Annotated in this window: 25 protein-coding genes and 1 pseudogene; 9 read left to right on the top strand and 17 right to left on the bottom strand. The window is 72.1% G+C overall.

Annotation, left to right across the window (positions count from 1 at the left end):
* Nucleotides 1–20: 20 nt before the first annotated feature.
* Nucleotides 21–1,298, top strand: coding sequence for a cytochrome P450 (locus AB0M30_RS40315; protein WP_364595670.1), 1,278 nt, complete (start codon nt 21–23; stop codon nt 1,296–1,298).
* A gap of 7 nt (nt 1,299–1,305) precedes the next feature.
* Here AB0M30_RS40315 and AB0M30_RS40320 read toward each other — a convergent pair whose 3' ends face one another.
* The 3 genes from AB0M30_RS40320 to AB0M30_RS40330 all read right to left on the bottom strand — a co-directional run bounded on the left by AB0M30_RS40320 (nt 1,306) and on the right by AB0M30_RS40330 (nt 3,241).
* Nucleotides 1,306–1,635, bottom strand: a complete 330-nt coding sequence (locus AB0M30_RS40320; RefSeq protein WP_364595673.1) for a hypothetical protein — start codon at nt 1,633–1,635, stop codon at nt 1,306–1,308.
* 326 nt (nt 1,636–1,961) lie between these two features.
* Entirely contained in the window at nt 1,962–2,588 is a 627-nt protein-coding gene (locus tag AB0M30_RS40325; RefSeq protein ID WP_364595676.1) for an alpha-ketoglutarate-dependent dioxygenase AlkB, read from the bottom strand.
* Nucleotides 2,589–2,665: 77 nt separating this feature from the next.
* Entirely contained in the window at nt 2,666–3,241 is a 576-nt protein-coding gene (locus AB0M30_RS40330; RefSeq protein WP_364595679.1) for a dihydrofolate reductase family protein, read from the bottom strand.
* Nucleotides 3,242–3,483: 242 nt separating this feature from the next.
* Here AB0M30_RS40330 and AB0M30_RS40335 point away from each other — a divergent pair, with 242 nt between their 5' ends.
* A complete protein-coding gene (locus AB0M30_RS40335) occupies nt 3,484–4,062 on the top strand; it encodes a hypothetical protein (RefSeq protein ID WP_364595778.1) in 579 nt (192 codons plus the stop codon).
* Between the two features lie 55 nt (nt 4,063–4,117).
* Here AB0M30_RS40335 and AB0M30_RS40340 read toward each other — a convergent pair whose 3' ends face one another.
* From AB0M30_RS40340 to AB0M30_RS40350, 3 genes are read right to left on the bottom strand one after another with little or no spacing between them, the layout of a single operon-like run.
* The gene (locus AB0M30_RS40340; protein WP_364595682.1) at nt 4,118–4,732 is read right to left on the bottom strand and encodes a TMEM175 family protein; all 615 of its coding nucleotides are present in this window, start codon (nt 4,730–4,732) and stop codon (nt 4,118–4,120) included.
* A 38-nt stretch (nt 4,733–4,770) separates the two neighbouring features.
* Nucleotides 4,771–5,706, bottom strand: a complete 936-nt coding sequence (locus AB0M30_RS40345; protein ID WP_364595684.1) for an RluA family pseudouridine synthase — start codon at nt 5,704–5,706, stop codon at nt 4,771–4,773.
* A 22-nt stretch (nt 5,707–5,728) separates the two neighbouring features.
* Complete coding sequence (locus tag AB0M30_RS40350) at nt 5,729–6,121, bottom strand: DUF5313 domain-containing protein (RefSeq protein ID WP_364595687.1); 393 nt, start codon at nt 6,119–6,121, stop codon at nt 5,729–5,731.
* Nucleotides 6,122–6,191: 70 nt separating this feature from the next.
* On the opposite strand from AB0M30_RS40350, the gene AB0M30_RS40355 reads away from it, so the two are divergent.
* Complete coding sequence (locus AB0M30_RS40355; protein WP_360171390.1) at nt 6,192–6,629, top strand: MarR family transcriptional regulator; 438 nt, start codon at nt 6,192–6,194, stop codon at nt 6,627–6,629.
* A 54-nt stretch (nt 6,630–6,683) separates the two neighbouring features.
* Entirely contained in the window at nt 6,684–7,565 is an 882-nt protein-coding gene (locus tag AB0M30_RS40360) for a TIGR03854 family LLM class F420-dependent oxidoreductase (protein ID WP_364595690.1), read from the top strand.
* On the opposite strand, the gene AB0M30_RS40365 is transcribed toward AB0M30_RS40360, so the two are convergent.
* Nucleotides 7,562–8,347, bottom strand: a complete 786-nt coding sequence (locus AB0M30_RS40365; protein WP_364595692.1) for a hypothetical protein — start codon at nt 8,345–8,347, stop codon at nt 7,562–7,564. The genes AB0M30_RS40360 and AB0M30_RS40365 overlap by 4 nt on opposite strands.
* Before the next feature lie 325 nt (nt 8,348–8,672).
* On the opposite strand from AB0M30_RS40365, the gene AB0M30_RS40370 reads away from it, so the two are divergent.
* On the top strand, nt 8,673–9,779 hold the full coding sequence (locus AB0M30_RS40370; protein ID WP_364595694.1) for a S1 family peptidase: 1,107 nt from the start codon (nt 8,673–8,675) through the stop codon (nt 9,777–9,779).
* A 43-nt stretch (nt 9,780–9,822) separates the two neighbouring features.
* Here AB0M30_RS40370 and AB0M30_RS40375 read toward each other — a convergent pair whose 3' ends face one another.
* The 9 genes and pseudogenes from AB0M30_RS40375 to AB0M30_RS40415 form a co-directional block, all read right to left on the bottom strand.
* Nucleotides 9,823–10,083, bottom strand: a complete 261-nt coding sequence (locus AB0M30_RS40375; protein WP_103335934.1) for a GlsB/YeaQ/YmgE family stress response membrane protein — start codon at nt 10,081–10,083, stop codon at nt 9,823–9,825.
* 102 nt (nt 10,084–10,185) lie between these two features.
* Entirely contained in the window at nt 10,186–11,079 is an 894-nt protein-coding gene (locus AB0M30_RS40380) for an MBL fold metallo-hydrolase (protein ID WP_364595696.1), read from the bottom strand.
* Nucleotides 11,080–11,156: 77 nt separating this feature from the next.
* Nucleotides 11,157–12,029 carry a helix-turn-helix transcriptional regulator gene (locus tag AB0M30_RS40385; protein ID WP_364595699.1) on the bottom strand — a complete coding sequence of 291 codons (873 nt, stop codon included), beginning with the start codon at nt 12,027–12,029 and terminating at the stop codon, nt 11,157–11,159.
* 118 nt (nt 12,030–12,147) lie between these two features.
* Nucleotides 12,148–13,341, bottom strand: coding sequence for a hypothetical protein (locus AB0M30_RS40390; protein ID WP_364595702.1), 1,194 nt, complete (start codon nt 13,339–13,341; stop codon nt 12,148–12,150).
* Between the two features lie 59 nt (nt 13,342–13,400).
* Nucleotides 13,401–13,967 carry a helix-turn-helix transcriptional regulator gene (locus AB0M30_RS40395; RefSeq protein WP_364595705.1) on the bottom strand — a complete coding sequence of 189 codons (567 nt, stop codon included), beginning with the start codon at nt 13,965–13,967 and terminating at the stop codon, nt 13,401–13,403.
* A gap of 6 nt (nt 13,968–13,973) precedes the next feature.
* Nucleotides 13,974–14,363 carry a nuclear transport factor 2 family protein gene (locus tag AB0M30_RS40400; RefSeq protein WP_364595708.1) on the bottom strand — a complete coding sequence of 130 codons (390 nt, stop codon included), beginning with the start codon at nt 14,361–14,363 and terminating at the stop codon, nt 13,974–13,976.
* A gap of 322 nt (nt 14,364–14,685) precedes the next feature.
* Nucleotides 14,686–15,430: pseudogene (locus tag AB0M30_RS40405) on the bottom strand (SDR family oxidoreductase).
* 137 nt (nt 15,431–15,567) lie between these two features.
* Nucleotides 15,568–17,154 carry a fatty-acid--CoA ligase FadD8 gene (gene fadD8, locus AB0M30_RS40410; protein WP_364595711.1) on the bottom strand — a complete coding sequence of 529 codons (1,587 nt, stop codon included), beginning with the start codon at nt 17,152–17,154 and terminating at the stop codon, nt 15,568–15,570.
* 178 nt (nt 17,155–17,332) lie between these two features.
* The gene (locus AB0M30_RS40415; RefSeq protein WP_364595714.1) at nt 17,333–18,733 is read right to left on the bottom strand and encodes an alpha/beta hydrolase domain-containing protein; all 1,401 of its coding nucleotides are present in this window, start codon (nt 18,731–18,733) and stop codon (nt 17,333–17,335) included.
* Nucleotides 18,734–19,061: 328 nt separating this feature from the next.
* On the opposite strand from AB0M30_RS40415, the gene AB0M30_RS40420 reads away from it, so the two are divergent.
* Nucleotides 19,062–20,423, top strand: a complete 1,362-nt coding sequence (locus tag AB0M30_RS40420) for a sigma-70 family RNA polymerase sigma factor (protein WP_364595717.1) — start codon at nt 19,062–19,064, stop codon at nt 20,421–20,423.
* Between the two features lie 34 nt (nt 20,424–20,457).
* Here the strand turns inward: AB0M30_RS40420 and AB0M30_RS40425 are convergent, their stop codons facing one another.
* On the bottom strand, nt 20,458–22,761 hold the full coding sequence (locus AB0M30_RS40425) for a PQQ-dependent sugar dehydrogenase (RefSeq protein WP_364595720.1): 2,304 nt from the start codon (nt 22,759–22,761) through the stop codon (nt 20,458–20,460).
* Between the two features lie 220 nt (nt 22,762–22,981).
* On the opposite strand from AB0M30_RS40425, the gene AB0M30_RS40430 reads away from it, so the two are divergent.
* The 3 genes from AB0M30_RS40430 (at nt 22,982) to AB0M30_RS40440 (ending at nt 26,431) form a co-directional block, all read left to right on the top strand.
* A complete protein-coding gene (locus tag AB0M30_RS40430) occupies nt 22,982–23,983 on the top strand; it encodes a zinc-binding alcohol dehydrogenase family protein (RefSeq protein ID WP_364595781.1) in 1,002 nt (333 codons plus the stop codon).
* 78 nt (nt 23,984–24,061) lie between these two features.
* Nucleotides 24,062–24,916, top strand: a complete 855-nt coding sequence (locus AB0M30_RS40435; protein ID WP_364595723.1) for an NAD(P)H-binding protein — start codon at nt 24,062–24,064, stop codon at nt 24,914–24,916.
* 267 nt (nt 24,917–25,183) lie between these two features.
* Complete coding sequence (locus tag AB0M30_RS40440; protein WP_364595726.1) at nt 25,184–26,431, top strand: hypothetical protein; 1,248 nt, start codon at nt 25,184–25,186, stop codon at nt 26,429–26,431.
* Nucleotides 26,432–26,482: the final 51 nt, after the last annotated feature.

A 26,482-nucleotide genomic window follows, 5' to 3' on the forward strand; every position in this document is an offset into this window, starting at 1 on the left:
AGTACGGTACTGTCGGTCGCATGGGGAGTCTCCGCTCACGGGTCCTGGGCTGGGTCGGCCGACGGTATCTCGCCCGGCAGTCGAAAAAGGGCTTCGACCTCGAAAAGATGTCGGCCATCCTGCCCGACTCGGCCCTGCTGCCGCTGCGGCGCGACGGCCTCGACCCGGTCCCCGCGATGGCCGCGCAGCGGAGCGAGGCGCCGATCGGCAAGCTCGACCTGCCGTTCGGGATGAACGCCTGGCTCGTCACCGGCTACGACGAGGCGAAGGCCGTGCTCGGCAAGGCGACCGGCTTTTCCAGCGACTTCGGCAACCTCGTCGGCAACGCGGGCGTGACCGCCGACCAGAATCCGGGCGGGCTCGGCTTCGCGGACCCGCCGGTGCACACCAGGCTGCGGAAGCTGCTGACGCCGGAGTTCACCATGCGCCGGCTGAACAGGCTGGCGCCGAGGATCGACGAGATCGTCGCCGGGCAGCTCGACGCGATGGCCGCCACCGACGGCCCGGTCGACCTGTGGCAGGCGTTCGCGCTGCCGATCCCGTCGCTGACCATCTGCGAACTGCTCGGGGTGTCCTATGAGGACCGCGAGGACTTCCAGCGGCTGAGCACCGCCCGCTTCGACCTCTTCGGCGGCGCGGGTGCCTCGCTCGGCGCGATGTCGGAGTCGCTGACGTACCTGCTCGACATCGTCAAGAAGCAGCGCGAACAGCCGGGCGACGGCCTGCTCGGCATGCTGATCAAGGAACACGGCGACGAGATCGACGACCGCGAGCTGGCCGGCCTGGCCGACGGTGTGCTCACCGGCGGCCTGGAGACCACGGCGAGCATGCTGGCGCTCGGCGCGCTGGTGCTGCTGCGCGACGACAAGGCGCGGGAAGCCGTCCGCGGCGACGACGAGTCCGTGCACCGGTTCGTCGAGGAGCTGCTGCGCTACCTGACGGTGGTGCAGATGGCGTTCCCCCGGTTCGCCAAGGAGGACATGGAGATCGCCGGCGTCCACATCGCCGAGGGCGACATCGTGCTGGTGTCCCTGTCCACGGCGGACCGCGACCCCAAGCTGGGCGCGGACATGGAAACGTTCGACGCGACCCGCGATCCGACATCGCACCTGGCGTTCAGCTACGGCATCCACCGCTGCATCGGCGCGGAGCTGGCCCGGATGGAGCTGCGCACGGCCTACCCGGCGCTGATCCGCCGCTTCCCGAACCTGCGGCTGGCGGTGCCGGAGGAGGACCTGTCCTTCCGTCAGGTGTCCATTGTGTACGGTCTGGACGAGCTGCCGGTCCTGGTGGACTGACCGGCTTTCAGTGCGGGATGGCCCGCCGCGGCCGGCGCTCGCCGAGGTAGCCGACCCCGGCGGCGAGAGTCGCCAGGTCCGCGGCGAAGTAGACCCCCATCAACGGGTTCACGAACAGCTCGCTGCCCGCGGTGCGGGTCGTCCCGTGGACGTTCCCGAACTCGCCCCGCAGCGCGGCGGCGATCTGCCCTTGGACGATGCTCGGCCGGTCCGGGGTCGCCCGGTTCGCGTCCGCGACGGCGTCCAGGTAGGCCGCCGCTTCCGGGGACGCCGACGGGATCGACGGCGCACCCAGGTACCCGCCCTCCCGGTCGAGGGCGGCGAGGTTCTCCAGCACGTGCGCGCCACCGGGCGAGGGTGCGTTCGGGGAAGTAGCCGTCGTCGCCCGCGCTGGCGGGCCGCACCCGCGCGACGTCCGGCGCGACCCAGTCGTCCAGTTCCGGCCGGTTCAGGTCGCTGAACGCCAGGTTGGCGAAGTGGACCTCCTTGCCCTGGGCGCGCAGGGCGAAGGCGAGCGGGAGGCCGGCGTAGACGTCGAACCCGCCGCCCGCGCCGGCGATCAGGACCCGGCGGGCCGGCCGCAGCCGGGTGAACAGCGGGGGTTGCGCGAGCGTGCACACCCCGCCATCGTCCGGAGGAGCGGCGTCCATCCTTTGTGGATTTTCACCGCACTCCGCGCGGCCGGAACTGGATGCTGATCCGCGGCCCGGCCGCCCGGTTCGTCTTCGGCACGGCGTGTTCCCACGTGCGCTGGCACGAGCCGCCCATCACGATCAGGTCGCCGTGGCCGAGTGCGTAGCGGTGGGACTCGCCGCCGCCGCGGGGGCGCAGGGCCAGCTGGCGTGCCGCGCCGACCGAGAGGATCGCGACCATCGTGTCCTCGGTGCTGCCGCGGCCGATCGTGTCGCCGTGCCACGCGACGCTGTCGCGGCCGTCGCGGTAGTAGCACAGGCCCGCGGTGCGGAACGGCTCGCCGAGTTCGCCGGCGTAGTGCTCGCTCAGCGCGGTGCGGGCCCGCGCCAGCACGGGGTGGGGGAGCGGCGCCGCTTCGCGGTAGAAGCACAGCAGCCGCGGGACGTCGACGAAGCGGTCGTACATCCGGCGCCGCTCCGCCTGCCACGGGACGCCGGTGACGAGGTCGGCGAACACCTCGTCGGCGCCGGCGAGCCAGCCCGGCTGCACGTCGACCCACGCGCCGGCGCCCAGTTCGGTGCGGCGGGGCGCGAGGTCGTGCAGCGTGACGGGGCCGGATTCGCCGAACAGCGATGCCTGCAGGGCCGGGGTCGTCATGGGTCCGACCGTACACGATGTTCGAACAGGTGTTCTATCCGAACACCGCGAAAACCGGCCGGACCCCCGGCGGCCCGTCAGTGCGTGACGTCGTAGACCAGCTTCTGGACGCCGTTGCCGTAGGCCTCGCTCGCGACGAGCTTCAGGTTCTGCTTGTCCTTGTCGGTCTCGCTGAACAGGCGCTTGCCCGCGCCGAGCAGGACGGGGAAGACCAGCAGGTGGTAGCGGTCGATCAGGCCCGCGTCGGCCAGGGCGCGGTTGAGGGTGGCGCTGCCGGCGACGATGATCGGGCCGCCCTCGGCCTCCTTCAGGGCCGCGACCTCGTCCAGCGAACGCAGGATCGTCGTCTCGCCCCAGTTGTCCACCAGGTCCGCCTCGGCGAGCGTGGCCGACACGACGTACTTCGGCATCGCGTTGTACCCGGCGAACTCTTCGGTCATGCCCGGCCAGACCGGCGCGAACGCCTCGTAGCTGACCCGGCCCAGCAGCAGCGCCGTGGCTTCCTCCTGCTCGCTGCCCTTGATCGCGTAGGCGGCCGGGTCGAACTCGATGTCCTTGAACGTCCAGCCCGAGTTGCGGTAGCCCGGCTCGCCGCCGGGGGCCTCGACGACGCCGTCGAGCGAAACGAACGAGCTGGAGATCAGGGTGCGCATGGTGGTGCTCCTCGGTGGTCGGTCGGGCTTCTGCAAGTCTGTCGAACGGGGGAAGCCGGATTCGACACCGCCCCGGCCGAAAACTTCCGACACGTCCCGGCGCGGAAGAGTGGGGTCTTGCCCGCCGTGGTCCGGGCTCGTACAGTCGTGTCCACGCCGACCAAAGGTCTGAACCTGTTGCCGGTGACCGCCGCCTCGAGTGACACAGGAGGTTGACGGTGCGCAGACTTCACGGTGCGGGTGTGCTCGCGGCGGTCGTGACCGGGCTCGCGGTGTTCACCCCGGCGGCGGACGCCCAGGTCGGGACGGGTCCATGGATCGCCGATTCGCCGAGCTTCTCGGAGCAGGAGCGGGGATGCGGCGACATCTCCGGGCTGACCTTCAAGCTCACCTGCTCGACCGGCAGCGGTGACCAGCGCGCGGAACGCCGCTACACCACCTACTCCGGCGGCACCCACCAGTTCGAGGGCTCCTTCAAGATCACCAGCATGGGCGGCAGCCGGATCAGCCTGAAGCAGACGTTCCGGGACGGCTCCAGCGCCGGGCCGTTCTTCCTGCTGGCGGTGGAGAAGGGCGGCCGCCTCTACGCCGTGCACGGCGGCGAGACGATCGCCACCGGCGCGACCGTGGGCACCAGCGTCCGGGTGAACACGATCAACCAGGTCGGCAGCACGCACAAGGTGTACATCAACGGCTCGCAGAAGGACTCGGTGTCCAGCCCGGGCGGCAGCTACTACGACAAGTTCGGCAGCTACCGCACGGCGAGCGGCAAGGGGCCGATCACGGTCGAGTGGAGCGGCGTGAAGTTCTGGCACAAGTAGGACGCCACCAGGCCGGCGGCGCGGGTAAGTCGAGCGCGCCGCCGGACCTCGGGCCCTAGGCCGGCTGCGGCCGCCGTCGCTGCACCCAGCGGCTGATCATCGACGGGAAGAACAGCAACAGCAGCGCGTAATAACCGAGGCCGGGCCGGATGAACGCCACGACCACCGCGAGCGCGAAGACCACCGTGCTCAGCACGAAGTTGCCCACCGCCTCGCCGGACACCGGCTCGGCGCCCGCGCGGACCCGCGGGTCGCGCCGGACGATCAGGACCAGTGCCGTGTGGCAGAGGCTGCCCGCCAGGAGGGTGCCCAAGTAGAACACCGTGGTGAAGCGGTCCGGCGGGTAGGCGCCGATGAGCTGGGTGGGGAACGGCAGCAGCGCGATGGTCAGCAGCCAGCAGAGGTTGACGGCCACGAGCGGGCCGCTGTAGGCGCGCACGTGCTCGAACGTGCGGTGGTGGGTGAACCAGGACCGGCCGATGACGGCGAAGCTGAGCACGAAGCTGAAGATCTTCGCCCAGTTCCGGGTCACCGCCTCGCTCGCGGGCGCGTGCTCCGCGACCAGCTCCGGCACCAGCTCCGTGAGCGGCAGGACCAGCAGTGTCAGGGCGATCGCGACGACGGCGTCGGTGAAGAACACCAGCCGCTCGGATGATCTCTCGGATTCCACGCCGACATCCAACCACCCAGGCCGGCCGCCGGCGAAGTTCACGCCGGGGGCGCCGCCCAGGCCTCGGGGTCGTCCCACGCGGACAGCCGTCGCGTGCTGGTGAAGCGGCGGTGCGCGCCGGTCAGCGGGTCGTCGAAGTCGAGGACCTTGGCCAGCAGCTGCAGGGGTTTCGTGAAGTCGCCCAAGGGTTTCTCGCGCAGCCGCGGGTAGAAGTCGTCGCCGAGGATCGGGATGCCCAGGCCGCTCAGGTGCACGCGCAGCTGGTGGGTGCGGCCGGTGGCCGGGACCAGGCGGTACCGGCCGAGTCCGGCCCGGTGCTCGAGCAGGTCCACGTACGTCTCGGCGTTCGGTTCGCCCGGGACCTCCTGGGCGGCGAGCACCCCGCGTTCCTTGACGATCCGGCTCCGGACGGTCCTCGGCAGGGTCAGCGCCGGGTCGTACGGCGCGATCGCCTCGTACTCCTTGTGCACCCGGCGGTCGCGGAACAGCGTCTGGTACTTGCCGCGCGACTCCGGGGTGATCACGAACATCACCAGCCCCGCGGTGACGCGGTCCAGGCGGTGCGCGGGGGACAGCTGCGGCAGGTCGAGCTCCCGGCGCAGCCGCACCAGCGCCGTCTCCAGGATGTGCTGCCCGCGCGGGATGGTCGCCAGGAAGTGCGGCTTGTCGGCGACGAGCAGGTGCTCGTCACGGTGCACGACGTCGATGGCGAAGGGCACCGGCACCTCGTCCGGCAGGTCGCGGTGGAACCAGATGAACGAGCCGGGCGCGTAGGGGGTGTCGATGCCGAGCGGGCCGTCGGTGCCGTGGATGCGCTCCTCGCGCAGCATCTCCGCGATGCGGTCCGGTGCGACGCGCGGCAACCGGTCGACCAGGTGCGCCAGCAGGGTCGGCCACTCGCCGTCGGGCAGTTTCAGCCGGGCGGGGTCCAGCCCGTGGCGCGGCGGGATCGGCGGGCGGAGCTTGCGTCTCATCGTGCCCCGACTGTAACCGTGCCTAACCCTCCGACGGCGTCCGGTAGCGCGCGAGGTAGCGGGCGGTCACCTCGGCGTTCTTCGCTTCGGCGGCCTCGGCGCGGAGGCGGCGGCCGGTGTGGTGCGGGAAACCCTGCCGGCCGAGCCGGTGCTCGATGCTCTCTTCCATGTACGCGCACGAGTAGAAGTACGCGACCAGGGCGGCCATCAGGACCAGCGAGAGCCGCAGCCAGATCGAGCCGGGCAGCAGCAGCCACACCGCGCACAGCGGCACGATGCCGATCGACCGCTGCAGCACGAACCGGGCCCGCCAGTGTTTCGACGTCGCATCGTGCAACGCCCAGTCGTTGTAGCGCTCGGGGAGCCGCACACCGACGGCGTAACCCAGCCAGCGGACCACACTCGGTCGTTCCATGACTTCGAGTGTACACTAATACTTAGTGCACTAATCATTAGCGCGATCGACGACACAGGAGGATCGGGACATGATCGACCTGGGTGAGGACCCCCTGAAGCTGGACCGGCAGGTGTGCTTCGCGCTGTCGGTGGCTTCCCGCAGCGTGATCGCGATCTACCGGCCGCTGCTCGAGCCGTACGGCCTGACCCACCCGCAGTACCTGGTGATGCTCGCCCTGTGGGAGCGGTCGCCGCGCTCGGTGAAGGACCTCGGCGCGGCCCTGCGGCACGAACCCGCGACGCTGTCGCCGCTGCTCAAGCGGCTGGAGGCACTCGGGTACGTGACCCGCACCCGCAGCCGCTCGGACGAACGCCGGCTGACGGTCGAGCTGACCGGGCCGGGCCGGGCGCTGCGGGCCGAGGCGGAGAAGATCCCGTACAAGGTGGTCGAGACCCTCGGCATGGACGTCTCCGAGCTGGAAGCCCTGCACGGCGTGCTGACCCGGGTGATCGACGCGACCGCCTGAGGAATTCCCGGCCGTGCGGCGCGTTGCTCCCGGAGAGCCTTCCGGGAGGAACCGTTGCTGAAGATCAGGTTGGGCGTCGCCCCCGCGGCCGGCACCGGGCCGGCGGAGTTCGCCGGGCTGGCGGCGCGGCTGGAGGACGCCGGCGTCGACTCGCTGTGGCTGTCCGAGCTGGTCTACTCGCCCGAGGTCGACCCGATGATCGGCATGGCGCACGCGCTGGCGCGGACCTCGAAGCTCAAGGTCGGCACCGGCGTCGCGATCCTGCCGGGCCGGCACCCGGTGCTGGTCGCCAAGCAGCTGCTGACGCTGGCCGGGCTGGCGCCGAAGCGGGTCCTGCCGGTGTTCGGCCTCCGGCCGGCCCGCGCCGCGGAAACCGGCCTGTTCCCGGTGCCGCCGAACCGCCGCGCCGCGGTGTTCGACGAGTCGCTCGTGCTGCTGCGCCGGCTGCTGGAGGAGGACGAAGTCTCGTTCGACGGCGAGTTCTTCCAGGTCGACGGCGTCCGCCTCGGCCCGCGTCCGGCGAAGCGCCTCGATGTCTGGCTGGGCGGAGCGGCCCCGGCGGCCCTGCGCCGGACGGGCCGCCTCGCGGACGGCTGGCTGGGCAGTTTCCACACGCCGGCGCAGGCACGCGACGCCCGCATCGCCATCCAGCGGGCCGCGGCGGAGGCGGGGCGCGAAATCGAGGAGGACCACTTCGGCCTCAGCCTGGTCGTGGCGGACCGGGGGATCCCCGGCGAACTCGCCGCGGTGGCGGAACGCCGCAGCCCCGGCGTGCCGGTGACGGACCTGGTGGCGACGAGCTGGCCGGAGGCCCGGCGGCTGGTGGAGCAGCACATCGAAGCCGGGCTGTCGAAGTTCGTGCTGCGGCCCGGCCACGCCGATTTCGACGGCTTCCTGGAGAAGTTCCAGGCGGAACTGGTGCCGCTGCAGAACTAGCCGTGGTGGAGGTTGCCGTGCACCTGGCCGACCTGGATCGCGGTTCCGTGCGTAGTGCCGCTGATGATGTTCGTGGTGCTGCCCGGCGCCGGTGCCTCGATGGCGGCCTTCGCCTCGGCCAGGTCCTCGGCGTAGTCGCCGCCGGCGCCGTGGCGCAGCAGGTCTCCGCTCGGGTTCGGGATGTAGAGGTAGACCGTGCCGCGGTACTCCTTGATCCGGACGTCGGCCGGGACGACCTTGGTCGCGGGCAGCTGGGCGTATTCGCCGGCCAGGACGTCTTCGAAGATCCGCTGGGAGAGCGCCACCGCGAGGAAGGTCTGGTCGGGGTCCGAGCGCTCCAGCACCGCGCGCACCGGGGCGGCGTCGAGCAGCCGGTGGGTGGTGATCACGGCGCTGCCGATGGCGGCCGCCGAGGTGGTGCCCGGTTCCGGTTCGAGGATCGGGCCGACATTCAGGCTGGCGCGCATCCGCAGGCGGACCGACCGGGCGACGGCCCGCAGGCGCGTGTCGCGCTCGGCGAGCACCGCCTGGAGTTCGTCGAAGAACCGGGTCACCACGGCGGGCAGGAACCGGGGGTCGAAGCCGAGTCCGTAGCCGTCGCCGGTGCCGTGCGGGAAGAGCGCGGTTTCCCAGACTTCGCGCAGTCCGGCGCGGGTGAACGCCTGGGACAGCACATCGGGGATCGCGGCGGACACCATCGCCTGGGTGGCGGCGGAGTTGCTGCCGAATCCCTTGGTGTCGACGACCAGCAGGGCGCGGTAGGGCGGGAGTTCGGCGAGCACGGTGAGGCCTTCCTGGTCGTGGCCGTGGCCACCCGATTCTGACGGACCGCGGCCCCGCGGTTCTCGTACGTTCGAGGTAATTCCCCCGGTTTTCCACGCCGCCGCGAGCGGGTGGCGGGGTTGCTCTGCGCGGAACACCCTTGGGCGAATTGCCCGGTACCTATCTTTTGTCCTGTCCGACGAAAGTCGGTACCGCGGCCGCCCGGCGCGGGATCACCCTCGACCCCACCGGATCACCGGTGCCGGGCCGGCCCGTCCGGCTCGCCCCGGCGCGGCCACCCCTCGCGCCGGCTTCGCCCCGCGACCGCGAAAGTGAGTTACCGGCATGCGCAGAACGTCCCCGGGACACCACCTCCTCGCCCGCTCCGCCACCACCCTCCTGGCCGCCACCGCGGCCATCGGCTTCTTCAGCCCCGTCTCCGTCTCCGCCGCGACGATCGACGGCTACTCGGCCACCGTGCAGCGCGAAGCGGTCGCCTCCCTCGCCGCGGAAGCCGGGATCGGCGAGTCCGCCGCCGTCGCGCTGCTGCGCACGCAGGCGACCAGCGTCGGCACCCTGCAGCGCGTCACCGCTTCCCTCGGGTCGCGCGCCGCCGACGGCTACCTCGACGCCGCCGCCAAGCCCGTCGTCAACGTGCTGGACCAGGCCGCCGCCGAGCGGGCCGAGCAGGCCGGCGCGCAGGCCCGGCTGGTCCGGCACTCCAGCGCCGCGCTGGCGAGCGCGCAGGACGCCCTGCAAGCGCTGCCCGCGGTGACGCACACCTCGATCGGGCTCGATCCGAAGGCCAACCAGGTCGTGCTGACCGTGGCCGACGCCGCCAAGGACACCGAAGCCCTGCTGAAGGCGGCCGCGTCGCTCGGCGACCGGGTCCGCGTGGAGCGGGTCGCCGGCGAGATGCACACCGCGATCTACAACGGCGAAGCCATCACCGGCGGCGGCACCCGCTGCTCGGCGGGCTTCAACACCAACCGCGGCGGCCAGAACTACCTCATCGACGCCGGCCACTGCACGCGCGCGGTGGCGCAGTGGAACATCGGCCCGTCGCAGGGCTCGAGCTTCCCGACCAACGACTACGGGCTCATCCGCAACACCACCGGCAGCGCGCCCGGCGCGGTCACCCTGTGGAACGGCACCACCCAGCGGATCAGCTCCGCCGGCACCGCGACCGTCGGGCAGCGGATCAGCAAGAGCGGCAGCACCACCCACCTGACCTCGGGCTCGGTGCAGCGGACCAACGTGACGGTGAACTACGCCGAAGGCTCGGTGTACCAGCTGATCCAGACCGACGCGCTGGTCAACCCCGGCGACTCCGGCGGCTGCCTGTTCGCCGGCAGCGTCGGCCTGGGCATCACCTCCGGCAAGGGCGGCGGGAGCTCGTACTTCCAGCCGGTCGGCGAGGCACTGAGCGCCTACGGCGTCACGCTGAACTGAACCGCCGCCGGTGGGGGCACCACCCGGTGCCCCCACCGGTGCGTCAGTCGCGGCGGTGGAAGATGAGCCGGTAGCCGGCCAGGATGATCAGGGCGCCCAGGACGGCCAGGCCCCAGGTGCGCAGGTCGAAGAACGTGCCGAGCTCGGTGTGGAACAGCGTCTTGCCCACCCAGCCGCCGACGAACGCACCCGCGATGCCCAGCAGGATCGTGATGATGCAGCCGCCCGGGTCCTTGCCCGGCATGAGGGCTTTCGCGATCACCCCGGCGATGAGACCCAGCACGATCCAGGCGATGATGCCCACGGGGGTTGTCCTCTCGTCCGCTGCCTCTTGACGGCACAGGATGGCAGGCACCGGCCCCGGGAGCGCACCGGGCCACGCCGACGTGATCGGGATCTCACCCGGTCAGTCCCGGGGGAACGGACCCCACCCGGTGACGGCGAACGCGCCGCCGCGGCGTTCGACCTCCAGCGCGCTGTGCCCGCCGAAGTGCGCGGGCACGAGCAGGACGTGCTCGTCGGCGGCCCAGCCCAGCAGGCGCTGCCGGGTGGCGCGGGCCTGGACCGGGTCCTCGCAGAAACAGCTGTTGTGCCCAGGCTCCGCGAGCTGCACGGGTGAGTGCAGGACGTCGCCGGCGAACAGCGCGCGATCGCCGCCGGAGGCCAGTTTCACCACGCTGGAGCCGGGGGTGTGGCCGGGCGCGGTTTCGAGCCGGAGGTTCGCGTCGATCGTGTGGGTGTCCTCCCACAACCGGACCTGCCCCGCCTCGAACACCGGCTGGATGCTGTCTTCGAAGGCGTGTTCGTTCACACCCCCGGCGACGGCCGGGTTGCGCGCCGGGTCCCAGTGCTCGAAGTCCGCGCGGGGCATCAGGTGCGTCGCGTTCGGGAACGTCGGCACCCACGTGCCGCCGTCGAGGCGCGTGTTCCACCCGATGTGGTCGAGGTGCAGGTGGGTGTGCACGACCAGGTCGACGTCCTCCGGGCGGACGCCGGCTTCGCGGAGCCGGTCCAGGTAGTCCAGCCGGAGGTGGTCCCAGGCGGGGACGGCCGGGCGGTGCTTGTCGTTGCCCACGGCGGTGTCGATCAGGATCGTGCGGCCTTCGCTGCGCAGCAGCCAGGTCTGCATCGACGACACGACCAGGTCGTCCGCGGTGAGGAAGGCGGGTTCCAGCTCGTGGCGGTGCTCCTGCCACACCGATTCCGGCAGGTCCGGGAAGAAGTCCCGGGCCGGCATGATCGGGCCGTGCTGCTCTTCGACACGGGTGACGGTGACGTCCCCAAGTTTGATTTCGGTCATTTTTCCTTCTCGGTGGGGTTTTCCGGCACGTCGAAGCCGGCCTCCCTCGCGGGTGCCTTCGGACGGGACCGGGTTTTTCAGCCGCGCGCCGGCAAGGTGCCGCGCGCGGTGGCCGTGGTGTGCGTCAGCAGGGTCATCGCCGCGTGCGAGGCGGAGCCGGGCTCGGTGGTGGCGACGACGACGTGCTGCTCCTGCTCGGTGAGCAGCACCTGGTGCGTGACCGTCATCGGGCCCACCAGGGGGTGGTGCATCTCGTGGACCGCGTGGCCGCCGGCCTTGACGCGCTGGTCCGCCCACCACGCGGCGAACTCCGTGCTGCGCACGGAAAGCTCGCCGACGAGGGCGGCCAGGCCGGGGTCGTCCAGGTGCCGCCCGGACGCCATCCGCAGCGTCGCCACCACCGCACGGGCCTTGGCGGGCCAGTCGGCGTACAGCTCGCGGGTGTGCGGGTCGAGGAACACCAGCCGCGCCATGTTCGGGCGCTGTCCGGGCCGCTCGGGCGCGTCCGGCGCCAGGTGCCCGGCGAACAGGGCGTGGCCGGCGGCGTTCCACGCCAGGACGTCGCTGAACCGGCCGAGCACGACCACCGGCACCTCGCCCAGGGTGGCCAGCAGCTGCCGGACGGCCGGGGTGACGCGCTCCGGCGCCGGACGCGGCGTGGGCGGCCGCCGGGCGCCGGTGGCCAGCTCGTGGAGGTGCCGTCGTTCGGCGTCGTCGAGCCGGAGGGCCCGGGCCAGCGCGTCGAGGACCTCCGGCGAAGCGTTGGCCGACTGGCCCTGTTCGAGCCGCGAGTAGTAGGGCGCGCTCACCCCGGCGAGCTGGGCGAGCTCTTCGCGGCGCAGGCCGGGCACCCGCCGCCGGTCGCCGTAGGTGGCCAGGCCGACGTCCTCGGGCCGCAGGTGGGAGCGGCGGGTCTTGAGGAACTCGCCGAGGCGTCGTCTGGCTTCCATGCAGCCAGTATGGGCAGCGGCGGGGTGGCGCAACCACACCCTCGCGGGGTCAGGCAGGGCGCACGGAAACGGCCCGCCCGGGAACTGTCCCGGACGGGCCGTGCGTGCTCGGGCCGGCTCAGCCACCGCCGTAGGTGGCCTGGGTGACCGCGAAGACGTTGCGGTTGCCCGCGCCTTCCTGCAGCGACCACAGCAGGTCGGCGCTGGTGTCGTCTTCCCAGTAGGAGAGGCTCTCGCCGCTGCCCACCCAGGAGAACGTCTGCGCGGCGGCCGCCGGCTTCCAGTAGTACAGCTGCTTCGAACCGGAGGAGTTGAACCACCAGCGGCCGTTGTGCGAGGCCACGCCGTTGAGCTTGTACCAGGGCAGCTGCAATGCCTGGCTCGCCGTCGTCGTCGCGGCGAAGGTGCCGGTGGACGCGAACGGGTAGCGGATCGCCCGCGGCGCCCGGTTCGGGTAGTCCGTGCAGCCGGACGGGCAGGTGTACTCGGTCATCACGATCGACTTGCTGACGCGGTCGAGGGAGATCGACGACCACGCGAGGTTCGTGCCCGACGTCGTCTTCGAGGCGATGGTGCCGACCTGCGGCAGGACGTAGGCGTAGTTGTGGGCGTAGTACGTGGTGCCGCTCTGGTGGCCGATCTGGTCGGCCGTGCCGCCGCTGTTCGTCTTGAGGATCTTGCGCATGTCGAACACGCGCATGCCCTTCCCGGTGTCGGCGACGTAGAGGTAGTCGCCGTACCAGGACATGCCGCCGGCGTGGATCGGGATGTCCTTGAAGTCCGGCGCGTCCGCGGTCCCGGTCGGCTCGACCAGCAGGATCTTGCGGTAGGCGTTCGGGTAGTCGGCGTCCCAGTCGACCAGGGTGATCCGGCTGCGGGACTGGTCGCCGTCGCAGCCGTCCTTGGAGTACCAGCTGACCGCGACGAGCTGGTGCCCGTCGTAGTTGCCGCCGTTCGCCGTCCCGACGGCGTCACGGCTGGTGGTGATGCCCTGCGGGTAGTTCGTGCAGTCGGAGTTGTCGCCGCTGTCGAACCGGAAGCCCGTCGAGAGCCCGGCGACGGAGAACGAAGACGGCAGCGCGGTGCGGTCGTGGTTCGCGTTCTCCATCACGGTGTGGACGGCCGCGGTGCCCAGTGTCGAGACCAGAGCGCTGTTCACCGCGTCGAACTGGTTGTAGTTGGCGGTCAGGGTGTACTGGCCGGCGGGCAGGGTGGCCGGCGCGGCCGCGGCGGCGGCCGACGGGGTGGCGAGCACGCCCACGGCCACCCCCGCGGCAAGCGCGGCGTAGGTGAATCGACGGTGCAATGACATGGGAGCCATGGTCGGACGCGGTCGTACAAGAGCCGTACAACCGGTCCACACCGGACACTTCAGGCCGGTGGCGCGGCCGCCCGCCGGTCGAGCACCTTCAGCGCCTGCTCGCACCACCGCAGGTTCTCCCGCTCGAACGACAACCCCCGCATCAGCGTCAGGTAGGGACCGACCCGCTCGGCTCCGGCGAGGTAGTCGTCTTCGAAGCGGCCGTCCAGCAGGCGCGCGCGCAGCCGTTCGTAACCCGCGATCTTGGCTTCCGCCCGGGTCAGCCGGTCCACCAGCGCGCCCCGGACCGCCGCTTGGTCGCCGGCGTCCACGGCCTGCACCTGCACCAGCAGCTCGTCGCGGATCACCCCCGGGCGGGGCGGCCGGGCCGTGAACTTGTGCAGCGACCGGTGCCCGGCTTCGGTCAGCGAGAACAGCCGCTTGTCCGGCCGGCGCTCCTGGTGGACCACCCGCGCCCGCACCAGGCCGTCGGCCGCCATGCGGTCGAGTTCCCGGTAGAGCTGCTGCGGGGTGGCCGCCCAGAAGTTCGCCACCGAGGCGTCGAACCCCTTCGCCAGGTCGTAGCCCGACGCCTCGCCTTCGAGCAGCGCCGCCATCAGCGCGTGCCGCAGTGCCATACTCAACTAGTTGACTGCTTCGCGCTGGATCTGCCCGAACTGCGCCGCCATCGCCTCCGCGAGCGCCTGCGCCGCCGACAGCGGCCGGACCATCACCGTGAACTCGTCGATCAGGCCTTCTTCGTCGAGGTGCAGGAAGTCGCAGCCTTCGACCCGCACGTCCCCGATCCGGGCCTCGAAGACGAGCGCGTGATCCCGGCCGTCGCCGCCGGTCAGCTCACGCACGTACCGGAAGTCCTCGAACACGCGGAGCACGCCGCGCAGGATGGCGGCGGTGATCGCCTTGCCCGGGTACGGCCGGAACGCCACCGGGCTGCGGAACACGACGTTCTCCGCCAGCGTCGCGGCCATGGCGTCGGGATCACGTGCCTCGACGGCCTTGCGGAAGCTGCTCATGCCTCACCTCGACTACTCAATTTGTTGACTATCCCGGGGAGCGTACCTCCTCCGGCCGTCAGCCGGCGCCGGCCGGGCCGGCGTGAGTTCGGTTGGCTTGGGCGCGCCGCAGGGGTCACCGGCGCGGACCTCACCGCCCTGTTCAGTGGCGCGCGGACGCGCACGCTCACCGCGCAGGGCCGATCCCGCACGCGGTGGCCGAGATCCGGCACTGCGACGAGGGTGGCCGGTACTCCGGCGCGGAGGCGGCGCCCGGCGGCGGGATCCCGCCGCCCGGTGCCGGCCACCCAGCGCACACCCGGACCACGAAGGCGCGCAGCGGTCAGGACTGGGCGAGCCACTCGGCGAGCGTGGTCTCCGCCAGCCGCGCCCCCGGTCCCGGCAGCAGGTCCTCCGGCCCCGGCACCGCGCCGAAGTACGGCGCCGCCGGGTCGGTGACCACCTGCCGCGGGTCGGAGCGGGCGGTCAGCACCGTGCGCACCCACTCGTCGAGCCCGAAGACCTCCGGCCCGGCGATCTCGGTGATGCCGCCGATCGGGTCCCCGGTGGCGACCCGGCCCACGGCCGCGGACACCTCGGCGGCCGCCATCGGCTGGACGCCGGCGGCGGGCAGCCGGACGACGCCGTCGGTGGCCGAGCCGTCCGCGATGCCGGCGGCGAACTCGAAGAACTGGGTCGCGCGCACGATCGAGAACGGCAGTCCCGAAGCGGTGATCAGCTCCTCCTGCGCGACCTTGGCCCGGAAGTACCCGACGTCCGGCTGCCGGTCCGTGCCCACCACCGACAGGGCGACGTAGTGCCCGGCGCCGGCTTCCTCCGCCGCGTCCACGAGGTGGCCGGTCGAGGTCCGGAAGAAGGCCATGACGTCGTCGTCGGCGAACGACGGCGAGTTCGAGACGTCCACCACGACGTCCGCGCCCTGGAGTGCCTCCTTCAGCCCTTCACCGGTGAGGGTGTTCACTCCGGTGCTGGGCGCGGCGGGGACCGCTTCGTGGCCGTGCCCGGCCAGCCCGGTCACCAGGTTTCCTGCCGATCAGCCCGGTCCCGCCGATGACGACGACCTTCATGTCCGCTCCTTCCGCCCGGCGCCGCCCGGTGGCCCCGGGACGGCTGCACATCCCAGGGACGAGACTGCGCGCCGGTCCGTGACACCGCAGGTCACGTCGCTCGAACGGAGGAGAACGATAGGCTGCTGTATAACGGCCTACACGGTGGCCCGACGGGGCTCGTACTGGGCCCGCAGCGCCTTCTTGTCCGGCTTGCCCAGCCCGGTCATCGGCAGCGACGCTGCCACGATCACCTGCTTGGGCACGTGCACCGGGCCCTTGCGCTCCCGCACCGCCGCCTGGATCTCACCCGTGAGGCGCTCGAGGTCGTGGTCGGCGTCCTCGCGCAGGACCACCACCGCGGTCACCGCCTCGCCCCACTTGTCGTCCGGGGTGCCGATCACGCCGACCTGCGCCACCGCCGGGTGCTCGGCCACCACGTCCTCCACCTCGCGGGGGAACACGTTGAACCCGCCGGTGACGATCATGTCCTTGACCCGGTCGACGATGAACCAGAAGCCGTCCTCGTCTTCGCGGGCGACGTCGCCGGTGTGCAGCCAGCCGTCGCGGAACGTCTCCGCCGTCACCTCCGGCAGGTTCCAGTAGCCGCCGGCGAGCAGCGGGCCGGCCACACAGATCTCGCCCGGCTCGCCCGGCGCCACCGGGGCACCGTCCGCGTCGAGCAGCGCGGTGCGCAGGAAGGCCGACGGGCGGCCGCAGGACGCCAGGCGCGCGTCGTCGTGGTCGCCCTTGGCGAGGTAGCTGATCGCCATCGGGGCCTCGGACTGGCCGTAGTACTGGGCGAAGATCGGCCCGAACCGGTCGATCGCCTCGCGCAGGCGCACCGGGTTGATCGACGCCGCGCCGTAGTACACCGTCTGCAGCGACGACAGATCGCGGGTGCGCGAGTCTGGGTGGTCCATCAGCGCGTAGAGCATCGTGGGCACCAGCATGGTCGCGGTGATCTTCTGCTCTTCGATGATCCGCAGGACCTCGGCGGGGTCGAACTTCGGCACCACGATCAGCGAGCCGCCCTTGAGCAGCGTCGGGGCGAAGAACGCGGCGCCGGCGTGCGACAGCGGGGTGCAGATCAGGAACTTCGGTGCCTCGGGCCACTCCCACTCGGCCAGCTGGATCTGCGTCATCGTGGTCATCGCCTGCGCGGTGCCCATGACGCCCTTGGGCTTGCCGGTCGTCCCGCCGGTGTAGGTGATCGAGACGACCTGGTCCGGCGGGAGCGCGACGGGCACGAGCGGTTGCGGGTCGAACGCCGCGGCGGCCGCCGTCAGGTCCTTGCCGACGTGGGCCAGCTTTTCCGGGACCGGGCCGATGGTGAGCACCTGGGTCAGGCCAGGGACCTTCTCGAGCAGGCCGAGGGCGCGGTCGGTGAAGGCCGGGACCGGGTCGATGACGAGCGTGGTGATACCGGCGTCGGCGAGGATGTAGGCGTGGTCGTCGAGCGACCCCAGCGGGTGCAGCGCCGTGCGCCGCGAGCCCTGCAGCTGGCCGGCGGCGATGATGAGCAGGACCTCCGGCCGGTTCAGCGACAGCAGCGCGACCGGCGCGCCGGTGCCGGCCCCGAGCGCCTCGAAGGCCTGGGCGTACTGGCTGACCTGCTCGGCGGTCCGGCCCCCGGTCATCGTGGTTTCGCCCAGCACCATGACCGGCTTGTCCCGGTGGCGTTTCAGGGCGGAGACGACCAGGTGGCCGAGGTGGTTCGGATACCGCATCGCCTGTTCGTCCATCCCGGCCCCTTCGCACGGTCGACTGCGCCCGGTCGAAGGCACACAGTCAAACTAGAACATGTTACTGTTTTCGACACCATACGCGGATGGGTGCCGGTTTGTCAGCTGGCGAGACGGGTGGAACGGGTTCCAGCGGGCCCGGCCGCCGGCCGAGCCCGCTGGATTCCTTTGTGGACGGTTACGGCACCGGCGCCGCCTGCGCCCGGGCCACGGCCTCGTCGCGGTCGGGCTGCAGCAGGTAGCCCGCCCGCAGGGCCCGGTCCGCCGCCGCGGTGAACTTCGCGACGTAGGTGGCATGGTCCGGGTACAGCTGCCGGATCCGGGCCGGCGTCAGCGGCGTGGTCGTGCCCAGCAGCAGGCACGCGCCCGGCACGTTGCCGCCGCTGTTGTTGGGGGAGTAGGACGCCACCGGGACGTCGAGGTCGGGCAGCCGGACGCCGCCGAGGGCGTTCTGGTCGCCGTCGCGCAGGATGATGAGGTTGAGCAGCATCGCGATCGGTGCCGCGGCCGGCGGGGCCGCGCCGCCGCGCGCCCAGCGGTCGAGGTAGCGGAACGCGGCGTTCTCCGCGTAGCGGAACGTCATGCTGTTGACCGGCTTGTCGCACGTTGTCGGGGCGCCGTCGTTGATCGACTTGTCCCGGGCGTTGGCCGCGTTGTAGAGGTTCAGGCCGTACTGGTCGGCGTGCGCGGTGCCGGCGACCTCCCAGGTGCGGACCCGGGCGGTGTCCTGCCGGACCGAGGCCGACGCGATGACATCGGTCTCGGACTGCAGGATGAACACCGGAATGCCGAGGTCGGTGCGGATCCGGGCCGACAGCGGGCCGACGACGCCGTCGCCGATCGGTGCCGCGAGGGCGGCCCGGCCGTGGATCATCAAGCCGTCGTAGCCGCCCCGCACCGGCTGGATCGCGTTGGCATAGGTGGTCAGCCGCAGGGCGGACTGCGAGTGCCCGGTGCCCAGCACCACCGTCGCCGCCCGGCCGCCCAGGATCTGCGGGTTCGCCCGCACCGCCTGCGCGGCCTGCGAGAAGACGTCGTAGGAAAGCGCGTCACCGCTGAGGTCCACCGCGCCGTACCGCCCGGGGTCGAGGCTCTTGAGCTTGTCGGCACCGGCTTTCTGGGTCGTCACGCCGACGTAGGCGTAGCCCTCGCGGATGAAGTGCTCGTAGGACTGCGAGAAGTCCACGGGGATGTCGACGCCGAAGCTGACGTTGAGCCATTCGACCACGACGGTGCCGTTGAACCGCGCGGCGTCCCGCGGCCGCACCACGACCATCCGGGTGGTGTACGGGTTGCCGGTGGTGGCCACCCGGGTGGCCCAGCGGCCGTCTTCGGTCCACAGCCCCACCTGGTCGAACGTGTCGGCCTGGCCCGAGAGAAGGTACTCCTCCTCGACGTACCCGCGGGCGGCGAGGTCCAGGACGCCTTGGGCGCCGCTGACCGGCCAGCCCCGCCCGGCGTTCGCGGGCACCGCCGTGACGGTGGGGGTGGCGGCGGACGGCCCGGCTTGGGCGGTCCCGGTGAGCAGGACGGAGGGCAGGAGCACGGTCAGCAGCAGCACGAGCAGGGCTCTGCGCATGGGTAAACCCTTCTGGTGGTCGACGGTCCGCGGAGCGGCTCCCGGCTCCCGTACCGTCCACATCGGACACTGGATGGTGACGTGGTGACCGGCACGGTCACCGCAGTTGTCTTTACTCGCCGGTAAAGACCGGGGCAACGCCGTGTCCGCGAACCGGTGGGAACCCACCCGGGATCGCTCAGGGATGTGACAAGTCCACGCGCCCGTCGCTCGCCTGCCGCGAAAACTTCGGAAAGTGCTTTCGCGGCCGCAACCTTGCGCAGGTGTCACTCGTTGCGCGACTATCTCGGGACGTTCTGCACGTGCATGCGCACGGCGAGGGGGAGTGGTGACCGAAGTGGCGCCGGCGGTGGCCGGGACGACGGACGTCCCGAGCGACGCGGCCTTGATCGCGGCGGTCCGCGGTGGCGACATCGCGGCGTACGGCGAGCTCTACGACCGGCACCTCCCCGCCGCCCGCCGGGTGGCGGCCGCGATCGCCGCCGACCGGGCGGAGCGCGACGACCTGATCGCCGAAGGATTCACCCGCGTATTGCGGATTCTGCGCTCCGGCGACGGGCCGGACGAGGATTTCCGGCCGTACCTGCTGACGACGATCCGGAACACGATGATCAGCTGGCGCCGGCGCGACTCGGCCGTGTCACTGGTGGCCGAGGTGCCGGACGTCCTGCCGGGTGCGGGCAGTGACGAGCCGGTCGGCAGCCGAATGCACGCCACGGTCGCCGCGGACGCGTTCGCGAGCCTGCCCGAGCGGTGGCGCACGGTGCTGTGGCGGACCGAGATCGACGGCGAGTCGCCCGCGCGGATCGCCGAGGACCTCGGGATGACGCCGAACGGGGTGGCCGCGCTGGCCTACCGCGCCCGGGAGGGCCTGCGCCAGGCCTACCTGGACCAGCACGTTCCCGAGGCGCGGCGGCGCAACTGCAAGAACGTCGCCGCCCAGCTGGCCCGGTGGGTGCGCGACGGCATCTCCGACCACAAGGCGCACCGGATCACCGCCCACCTGGATCGCTGCGCGGACTGCCGGAAGCTGGCCGCCGGCCTGCGGGAGCTCAACGAAGAGCTGCCCGCCACGGTGGCGCCGCTCATCCTGGGCCTGCCGGTCGTCTCGCACTGGCTGACCAGCACCGGGTCGCTCGCTTCGTCCGGCGCGGCCGCCGGCTCGGGTGCGTCCGCCCTGTCGTGGGCCACCGCCGCGAAGGTGGCCGCCGCGGGCGCGGCCCTGGTCACCACGGTGACGATCGGCGCGAGCACGTCGAGTGACGCCCCGCCGCCGCTGTCCGGCGGCGAAGGCACGACGACCCAGCCCGTGCGGACCGGTCCGCAGGCCGGCTCCGGCTCCGGTGTCCCGCCGGGCGGTGTCACGGCGCCGTCGGACGCGCAGGTCACGACCGGGCCCGGGGCCTCCGGCGTGGAGCCGACGGGCGCCCAGCCCGCGGGCGAGTCGTCGGGGGCCGCCGGCTCCGGGCAGCCGGCGGCGGCGGGCAGCGGCAACAACGGCAACGGGAACGGGAACGGCAACAACGGGAACGGCAACAACGGGAACGGGAACGGCAACAACGGCAACGGCCTCGGGAACGACCCGGCCGCGAAGGAGTCCAAGCAGGCGGCCAAGTCCTCGTCGAAGGCCGCGAAGGAATCCGCGAAAGAGTCGAGGAAGGCCGAGAAGACGAAGAACCCCGGGGAGTGACCCGGCGGCGCCGCGCGACGCCGGGTCATCCCGGTCAGCAGGGCTGCAGCAGCCAGCAGAGCCGGTAGTTCGCCTGGTAAGTCGCTCCCGCCGGCGGCGCGACGACGTTCTGCGTCCGCGCCCCGCCGTGCGCCCAGCTGGTGAAGGCGTACTTCATGTTCAGCGGGGGCAGGTTCTGCGGGCTGTTCGCGCTGATCGAGTTGGTCGATCCGGCGATCACCGTCCGGGAGAACGGCGTGCGCTGCTGGGTCCCGCCGACGGTGAGCATCGCCTGGCTGGGGCTCGAGGTGAAGTTCAGCGTCACCGTCTTCGGCTGGAGGTCGACCGTCGTGGACCCGGTGCGGCCCGTCGAGTCCGTCGCGGTCAGCGTCAGCTGCAGGTACGACGGGTATTCGTGGTCCGGCGCGACGAACGACCCCGCGGCGACGCCCGGGAAGTCCTGGACGTTGTGGGTGTGGCAGGTGCCGTTGGCCGCGCAGTGCCGGATGGCGAGCCGCCAGGACAGCGCCGCGGGCGGCAGCTCGCCGTCCTGGGCGTCGACGGCGCGGCCGGAGAACGGCACCGTCTGCCCGACCGACCAGGTCAGCGTGGCGGCCGGGGTGTCGATGACCGGCACCGGGTCGAGCCCAGGCGGGGTCCCGACGGTCACCCGGACCGTCGTGGTCGCCGACGCGCCGTGGGAGTCGGTCACCCGCAGCCCGGCGTCGACCGCCGCGGCGGTGGTGTAGGTCCAAGTGGGCCGCGGGGCCGCGGAGTCGTCGTAGGCGCCGTCCGCGTCGAGGTCCCACGCGTAGGAGAGCGTGTCGCCGGCGTCGGGGTCGGTGGAGCCGGTGCCGTCGAACTGGACGGTCAGGGGCGCCGCCCCGCTGGACGGCGTCGCGGTGGCCGCGGCGACCGGCGGCCGGTTGGTGCCACCGGCGTAGCTCACCCGGCGCAGTTCACCGCTGCCCAGCGCGACGTAGAAGAGGTCACCGCCGGGGCCGGTGAGCACCTGCACCGGCGTGCTGACGCCGGTCACGAAGGGCACCAGCTTGGTGGGGCTGGGCTGGCCGGCGACGGTCTGCATCGCCCAGATGCAGCCGCGGGAGGAGTCGGCGAAGAACAGCGCGCCGGCGTACTCGGCCGGGTAGGTGCTGCCCGATTCGAAGGCGATCCCGCTGATCGAGGAGCCGCCGGTGGGACACGGGTCGGTGGCCACGACCTTGGCGCTGTGGTTGTAGGCGTAGAACGGCGCGGTCTGGCCGCCGGCGGAGTACAGCGATTCGCAGCGGTCGAGGTTCGCGCCGTCGTAGCCGGCCTGGCGTGCGGTGCCTTCGAGGCAGGGCCAGCCGAAGTTCTCGGCCACGGCGTCGCCGGCGTTCGGGACGCGGTTGATCTCTTCCCAGGTGTTCCAGCCGACGTCACCGGCCCACAGTTCGCTCGTGCCGGGGCGGAACCCGAACCGGAACTGGTTGCGCGAGCCGTAGGCGATGACGCGCCGGGCGTTGGCGTCGGTGCTGCTCGCGAACGGGTTGCCGGGCAGGCCGTCGCCGGTGTCGGGGTCGATGCGCAGGAGCGCGCCGTTGAGCAGCACGGGCTGGCCGGCCGCGCGGCGCGGGGACTGCGACCGCAGCGCGCCGCCTTCGGCCGACGGCGGGCTCAGGTTCGTGCCGGCCGGCGAGGGCGGGTCGGCGCAGGGGTTGCCGACCTGGCCGTAGTCGGCGAAGTTGAAGCTGGCGCCGTCGCCGCCGCCCGCGTACAGGGCGCCGTCCGGGCCGAAGGCCAGTGCGCCGACCGAATGGCTGGGGAACTGCTGGCACCAGCCAGTGACCAGCGGCTTCTCGCTGACCGCCGTCCCGTCCGGGCCCATCGTCAGCCGGGAGACGCGGCCGGTCACGACGCAGCCCTGGTCGGTCGCGCCCGGCGGGGTCGGGCAGGTGTCGCCCCACTTCGGCGCGGTCCCGCCCGGCAGGGCGTCGAGGGTGTAGGAGACGTAGACGTACGGCCGGGCCGGGAACGCCGGGTCGACCGCCAGCCCGAGCAGGCCGCGGTCCCAGAAGTCCTGGGTCGGTGTGCGGAGGTCGGCGAACACGGTCGCCGTCGGGTCGGCGAGGGAGTCGAACACCTTGAGCAGGCCGCTCTTCTCCGCGATGAACACCCGACCGTCGGGGGCGAACGCGGCGGCGGTCGGCGAGCTGAGGCCGCCGATGGCGACCGTGTCGGTGAAGCCGGCGGGCACGGCGGCGGCCGGGGCCGCGGCGGCGACGGCCACCGCGAGGGCACCGGCGAGGGGCACGACCACCCCCGCCGCCAGTGCGCGTCTTGATCTTCGTGGAATCGGGGAACGACGAATACCCATCACGAACTCCTCGTGCGGCGGGGACCGGACTGGCGCGAACGCCGTCCGTTATGGCGCGGGAAGCCCGAATGTTGTTACGCCACAGACAAGAATGTGCACGAACAGCTCAATCCCGTTGGGGGTCAATGACTTACCGGCACTCGCGCGGCCGCCGCGGTGCCGCCATGCTGGTGACGTCCGGGGAACGAGGAGGTCATCCGTGGTGGCGCTGCCGACGACGATGCACGCCTGGCGCGTGCTGCGGCCGGGCCCGATGGCGGCCGGGCCGGTGGACCTGGTGCGGGCGCCGGTGCCGCGGGCGGCCGCCGGGGAGCTGCTGGTGCGGGTGCTGGTGTGCGGGGTGTGCCGGACGGACCTGCACGTCGCCGAGGGTGATCTGCCGGTGCACCGGCCGGGGGTGACGCCGGGGCACGAGGTCGTCGGCGAGGTGGCCGGGCTCGGCGCCGGCGTCACCGGCTTCGCGCCCGGCGACCGGGTGGGGATCGCGTGGCTGCGCGCGACCTGCGGGCGATGCCGGTACTGCCTGCGGGGGCGCGAGAACCTGTGCCCGGAGTCGCGGTACACCGGCTGGGACGCCGACGGCGGGTACGCGGAGTTCGCGGTCGTCCCGGCGGCGTACGCGTTGCCGCTGCCCGGCGGCTACCGCGACGACGAGCTGGCGCCGCTGCTCTGCGCCGGGCTGATCGGGTACCGCGCGCTCGCGCGGGCGGACCTGCCCGAAGGCGGCCGGCTGGGTGTCTACGGGTTCGGGGGGAGCGCGCACCTGACCGCCCAGGTGGCGATCGCGCGGGGCGCCACGGTGCACGTGCTGACGCGCAGCGCGGCCGCTCGTGAGCTGGCCTTGGCGCTCGGTGCGGCGTCGGCGGGGGACGCGGCTTCGCCGCCTCCGGAACCGCTGGACTCGGCGATCCTCTTCGCGCCGGTCGGTGACCTGGTGCTCCCGGCGCTGGCCGCGCTCGACCGCGGCGGCACGCTGGCCATCGCGGGCATCCACCTGTCCGGCGTTCCGCCGCTGGACTACCAGCGGCACCTGTTCCAGGAACGTCAGGTGCGCAGCGTCACCGCGAACACCCGGGCCGACGCCCGCGAGTTCCTGGCCTTCGCCGGGCGTCACCACCTGGAGGTCAGCACGGTGCCCTACGCGCTGGACGCGGCGGACCGGGCCTTGACCGACCTGGCGGCGGACCGGGTGAACGGCGCGGCGGTGCTGCGAGCAACCTGATTACGACGGTAACCCCAACTTGGTATCACTGATGCTAACTTGGTTAGTATCAGTGTGAACATCGAGAAGGGGTGCACCATGATCGTCATCACCGGGGGAACCGGAAAGCTCGGGTCGCGGATCGTCGACCGGCTGCTCGAGCGGGTGCCGGCCGCCGAGATCGGGGTCAGCGTCCGGGACCCGGAGCGGGCGGCCGGCCTCGCCGCCCGGGGCGTCCGCGTCCGGCGGGGCGATTTCGCCGACCCGAGCTCGCTCGCCGAGGCGTTCGAGGGGGCGGCGCAGGTCCTCGTCGTTTCGACGGACGAGATGGGCGAGCAGGCCGTCGAGCACCACGTCACGGCGATCGAAGCCGCGCGCTCGGCCGGGGCGAAGCGCGTCCTCTACACCAGTCACCAGGCCGCGGCGGGCGATTCGCTGTTCGCTCCCATGGCCGACCACGCCGCCACCGAGCGCCGGGCCGGCGAAGGGACGTTCACCGCGCTCCGGAACGGTTTCTACGCCAGTACGGTGCCGTTGTTGCTGGGCGGGGCGCTCGAAACCGGTGAACTGGCCGCGCCGGCCGACGGACCGGTGTCCTGGACGGCGCACGCCGACCTCGCCGAAGCCGCGGCGATCATCCTCGCCGACGAGGGCCGGTTCGACGGACCGACACCACCGCTGACCGCACCGGTGGCCCTCGACCTCGGCGACGTCGCCGCCCTGCTCACCGACCTCACCGGCCGGCCCGTGCGGCGAGTGGTGGTCTCCGACGAGGCGTGGGTGGCCACGCTGACCGGACGCGGCGTCCCGGCGGCGCAGGCGGAGTTGTTGCTCGGCATGTTCCGGGCTGCCCGGCGTGGCGAGTTCGCCGCCGCGGGGCGGGAGCTCGAGGACCTGCTCGGTCGGCCGGTGGCGCCGCTTCAGGCGGTGCTGGCCGAGGCGCTTGAGCGGTAGCCGGGGCAGTGGCGGTGCGGGTGGAGTTGTTGCTCGGCACGTTCTAGGGCTGCTCGGTGCGGTGAGTTCGCGGGGCGGAGCTGGAGGGCCTGCTTGGTCGGCCGGTGGCGCCGCTTCGGGCGGTGCTGGCCGAGGTGCTCGACCGGTAGCCGGGCAGTGGCGGCGCGGCGCGGGATCCACAGTGGACGGACACGGGCCCGGCGGAGGTACAAGAGGCGTACAACGCCGGTGTATGCGATTTGGACGGCCGGCTGGCGTACTCCTCCCATGCGAACTCCGAAAGTGCTCCTGCTCGCGCTGGCCGTAGCGGCCGGCGCACTGGCCCTGCCCGGGACGGCGAGTGCCGCCTACAGTGACCCGCTGACGACGACGGCCAAGCAGAACCTGGTGTGGCACGCCACGCCGGCCGCTGCGCTGACCGCGTTGGACGGTGCGTTGCCGAACGTCAGCCTCAACACCGTCGTCAACGACACCAGCTACGCCATGACCGGCTGCACCGCCGCGGAAAAGGCCGCGCTGCCCAAGGCGCCGGTGGCCACCAAGTCGCTGTGCTGGGACGCCGACCGCGCCGGGACGACGACGTGGAGCCCCCAGGGCATCACGACCTCCGGTGACGCCGACGACGACGGAAAGTGGGGCGACGACAAGATCATCCTGTCCGGCTGGCACGGCACCGACGCGCTCGGCCGCTACAACGACGCGCGGATCCAGGCGATCAACTACAACGACCCGGCCAAGGCGTCGTACCGGATGATGTACCTGGGCGTGCCGAACAGCACCGGCACCAGCTTCTCCGCGGCGCAGGCCCACATGGGCGGGATGGCCTGGTACGGCGACAAGATCTACGTGACGGCCGAAGGCAGCACGTCGACCGCCATCCGCGTCTTCAGCACCAAGCACATCCTGCAGATGACCGACACGACGTCGAACGCGATCGGCAAGACCTCGGGTGGCTACGCCGCCTACACCTACAAGTACGCGATGATGCAGGTCGGCTACTACACCTACGCGGGCGGCACCTGCAGCATGGCGTCCGACACCGGCGTGCCGTGCTTCTCGTCGATGTCGCTGGACCGCAGCACCACCCCGGCCAGCGTCGTGACGACGGAGTACTTCTCCGACCAGAGTCTCCACGGCCGTCTCTACCGCTACCCGATGGGCACGGACTACCTGCTGGCCGCGTCGTCGGGCACGGTGGCCGCGAGCGAGGCACTGCGCAGCTCGGTCGGCAACATGCAGGGCGTGCTGTCGAACAACGGCAAGTGGTACGTGGCGCACAGCTCGGCGACGATCAACGGCCAGCTCTGGAGCCAGACCACGGCGAAGAGCAGCTCGGCGACGTGCGCCACCGGCACCACGGCCTGCTGGGCGGTCCACCCGGAGGCCTTGACCTACGACTGGTCGACCGGCCTGGTGTGGTCCCAGTCGGAGTGGTCGACGGCCGACTGCACGGCGAAGGACCAGACCTGCGGCCGCTCGGTGTTCGCGGTGCCGCTGTCTTCGCTGCCCGCGTGAGCTGAACCAAGACGCAAGCAAGGACGCTCCGAGCGCCGTGATCAGGTACCC

This window comes from Amycolatopsis sp. NPDC051716 (assembly GCF_040681595.1).
Lineage (GTDB): Bacteria > Actinomycetota > Actinomycetes > Mycobacteriales > Pseudonocardiaceae > Amycolatopsis.

Excerpts from the sequence above, each read along its gene's own strand:
- AB0M30_RS40350 (WP_364595687.1), bottom strand. The coding sequence starts at position 6,121 with ATGGAACGACCGAGTGTGGTCCGCTGGCTGGGTTACGCCGTCGGTGTG.
- AB0M30_RS40440 (WP_364595726.1), top strand. The coding sequence starts at position 25,184 with ATGCGAACTCCGAAAGTGCTCCTGCTCGCGCTGGCCGTAGCGGCCGGC.
- AB0M30_RS40345 (WP_364595684.1), bottom strand. The coding sequence starts at position 5,706 with ATGAGACGCAAGCTCCGCCCGCCGATCCCGCCGCGCCACGGGCTGGAC.
- AB0M30_RS40425 (WP_364595720.1), bottom strand. The coding sequence starts at position 22,761 with ATGGGTATTCGTCGTTCCCCGATTCCACGAAGATCAAGACGCGCACTG.
- AB0M30_RS40435 (WP_364595723.1), top strand. The coding sequence starts at position 24,062 with ATGATCGTCATCACCGGGGGAACCGGAAAGCTCGGGTCGCGGATCGTC.
- AB0M30_RS40395 (WP_364595705.1), bottom strand. The coding sequence starts at position 13,967 with ATGGCACTGCGGCACGCGCTGATGGCGGCGCTGCTCGAAGGCGAGGCG.
- AB0M30_RS40330 (WP_364595679.1), bottom strand. The coding sequence starts at position 3,241 with ATGCGCACCCTGATCTCCAGCTCGTTCGTTTCGCTCGACGGCGTCGTC.
- AB0M30_RS40390 (WP_364595702.1), bottom strand. The coding sequence starts at position 13,341 with ATGTCATTGCACCGTCGATTCACCTACGCCGCGCTTGCCGCGGGGGTG.
- AB0M30_RS40400 (WP_364595708.1), bottom strand. The coding sequence starts at position 14,363 with ATGAGCAGCTTCCGCAAGGCCGTCGAGGCACGTGATCCCGACGCCATG.
- AB0M30_RS40315 (WP_364595670.1), top strand. The coding sequence starts at position 21 with ATGGGGAGTCTCCGCTCACGGGTCCTGGGCTGGGTCGGCCGACGGTAT.
- AB0M30_RS40385 (WP_364595699.1), bottom strand. The coding sequence starts at position 12,029 with ATGGAAGCCAGACGACGCCTCGGCGAGTTCCTCAAGACCCGCCGCTCC.
- AB0M30_RS40355 (WP_360171390.1), top strand. The coding sequence starts at position 6,192 with ATGATCGACCTGGGTGAGGACCCCCTGAAGCTGGACCGGCAGGTGTGC.
- AB0M30_RS40430 (WP_364595781.1), top strand. The coding sequence starts at position 22,982 with ATGCACGCCTGGCGCGTGCTGCGGCCGGGCCCGATGGCGGCCGGGCCG.
- AB0M30_RS40380 (WP_364595696.1), bottom strand. The coding sequence starts at position 11,079 with ATGACCGAAATCAAACTTGGGGACGTCACCGTCACCCGTGTCGAAGAG.
- AB0M30_RS40325 (WP_364595676.1), bottom strand. The coding sequence starts at position 2,588 with ATGACGACCCCGGCCCTGCAGGCATCGCTGTTCGGCGAATCCGGCCCC.
- fadD8 (WP_364595711.1), bottom strand. The coding sequence starts at position 17,154 with ATGGACGAACAGGCGATGCGGTATCCGAACCACCTCGGCCACCTGGTC.
- AB0M30_RS40370 (WP_364595694.1), top strand. The coding sequence starts at position 8,673 with ATGCGCAGAACGTCCCCGGGACACCACCTCCTCGCCCGCTCCGCCACC.
- AB0M30_RS40415 (WP_364595714.1), bottom strand. The coding sequence starts at position 18,733 with ATGCGCAGAGCCCTGCTCGTGCTGCTGCTGACCGTGCTCCTGCCCTCC.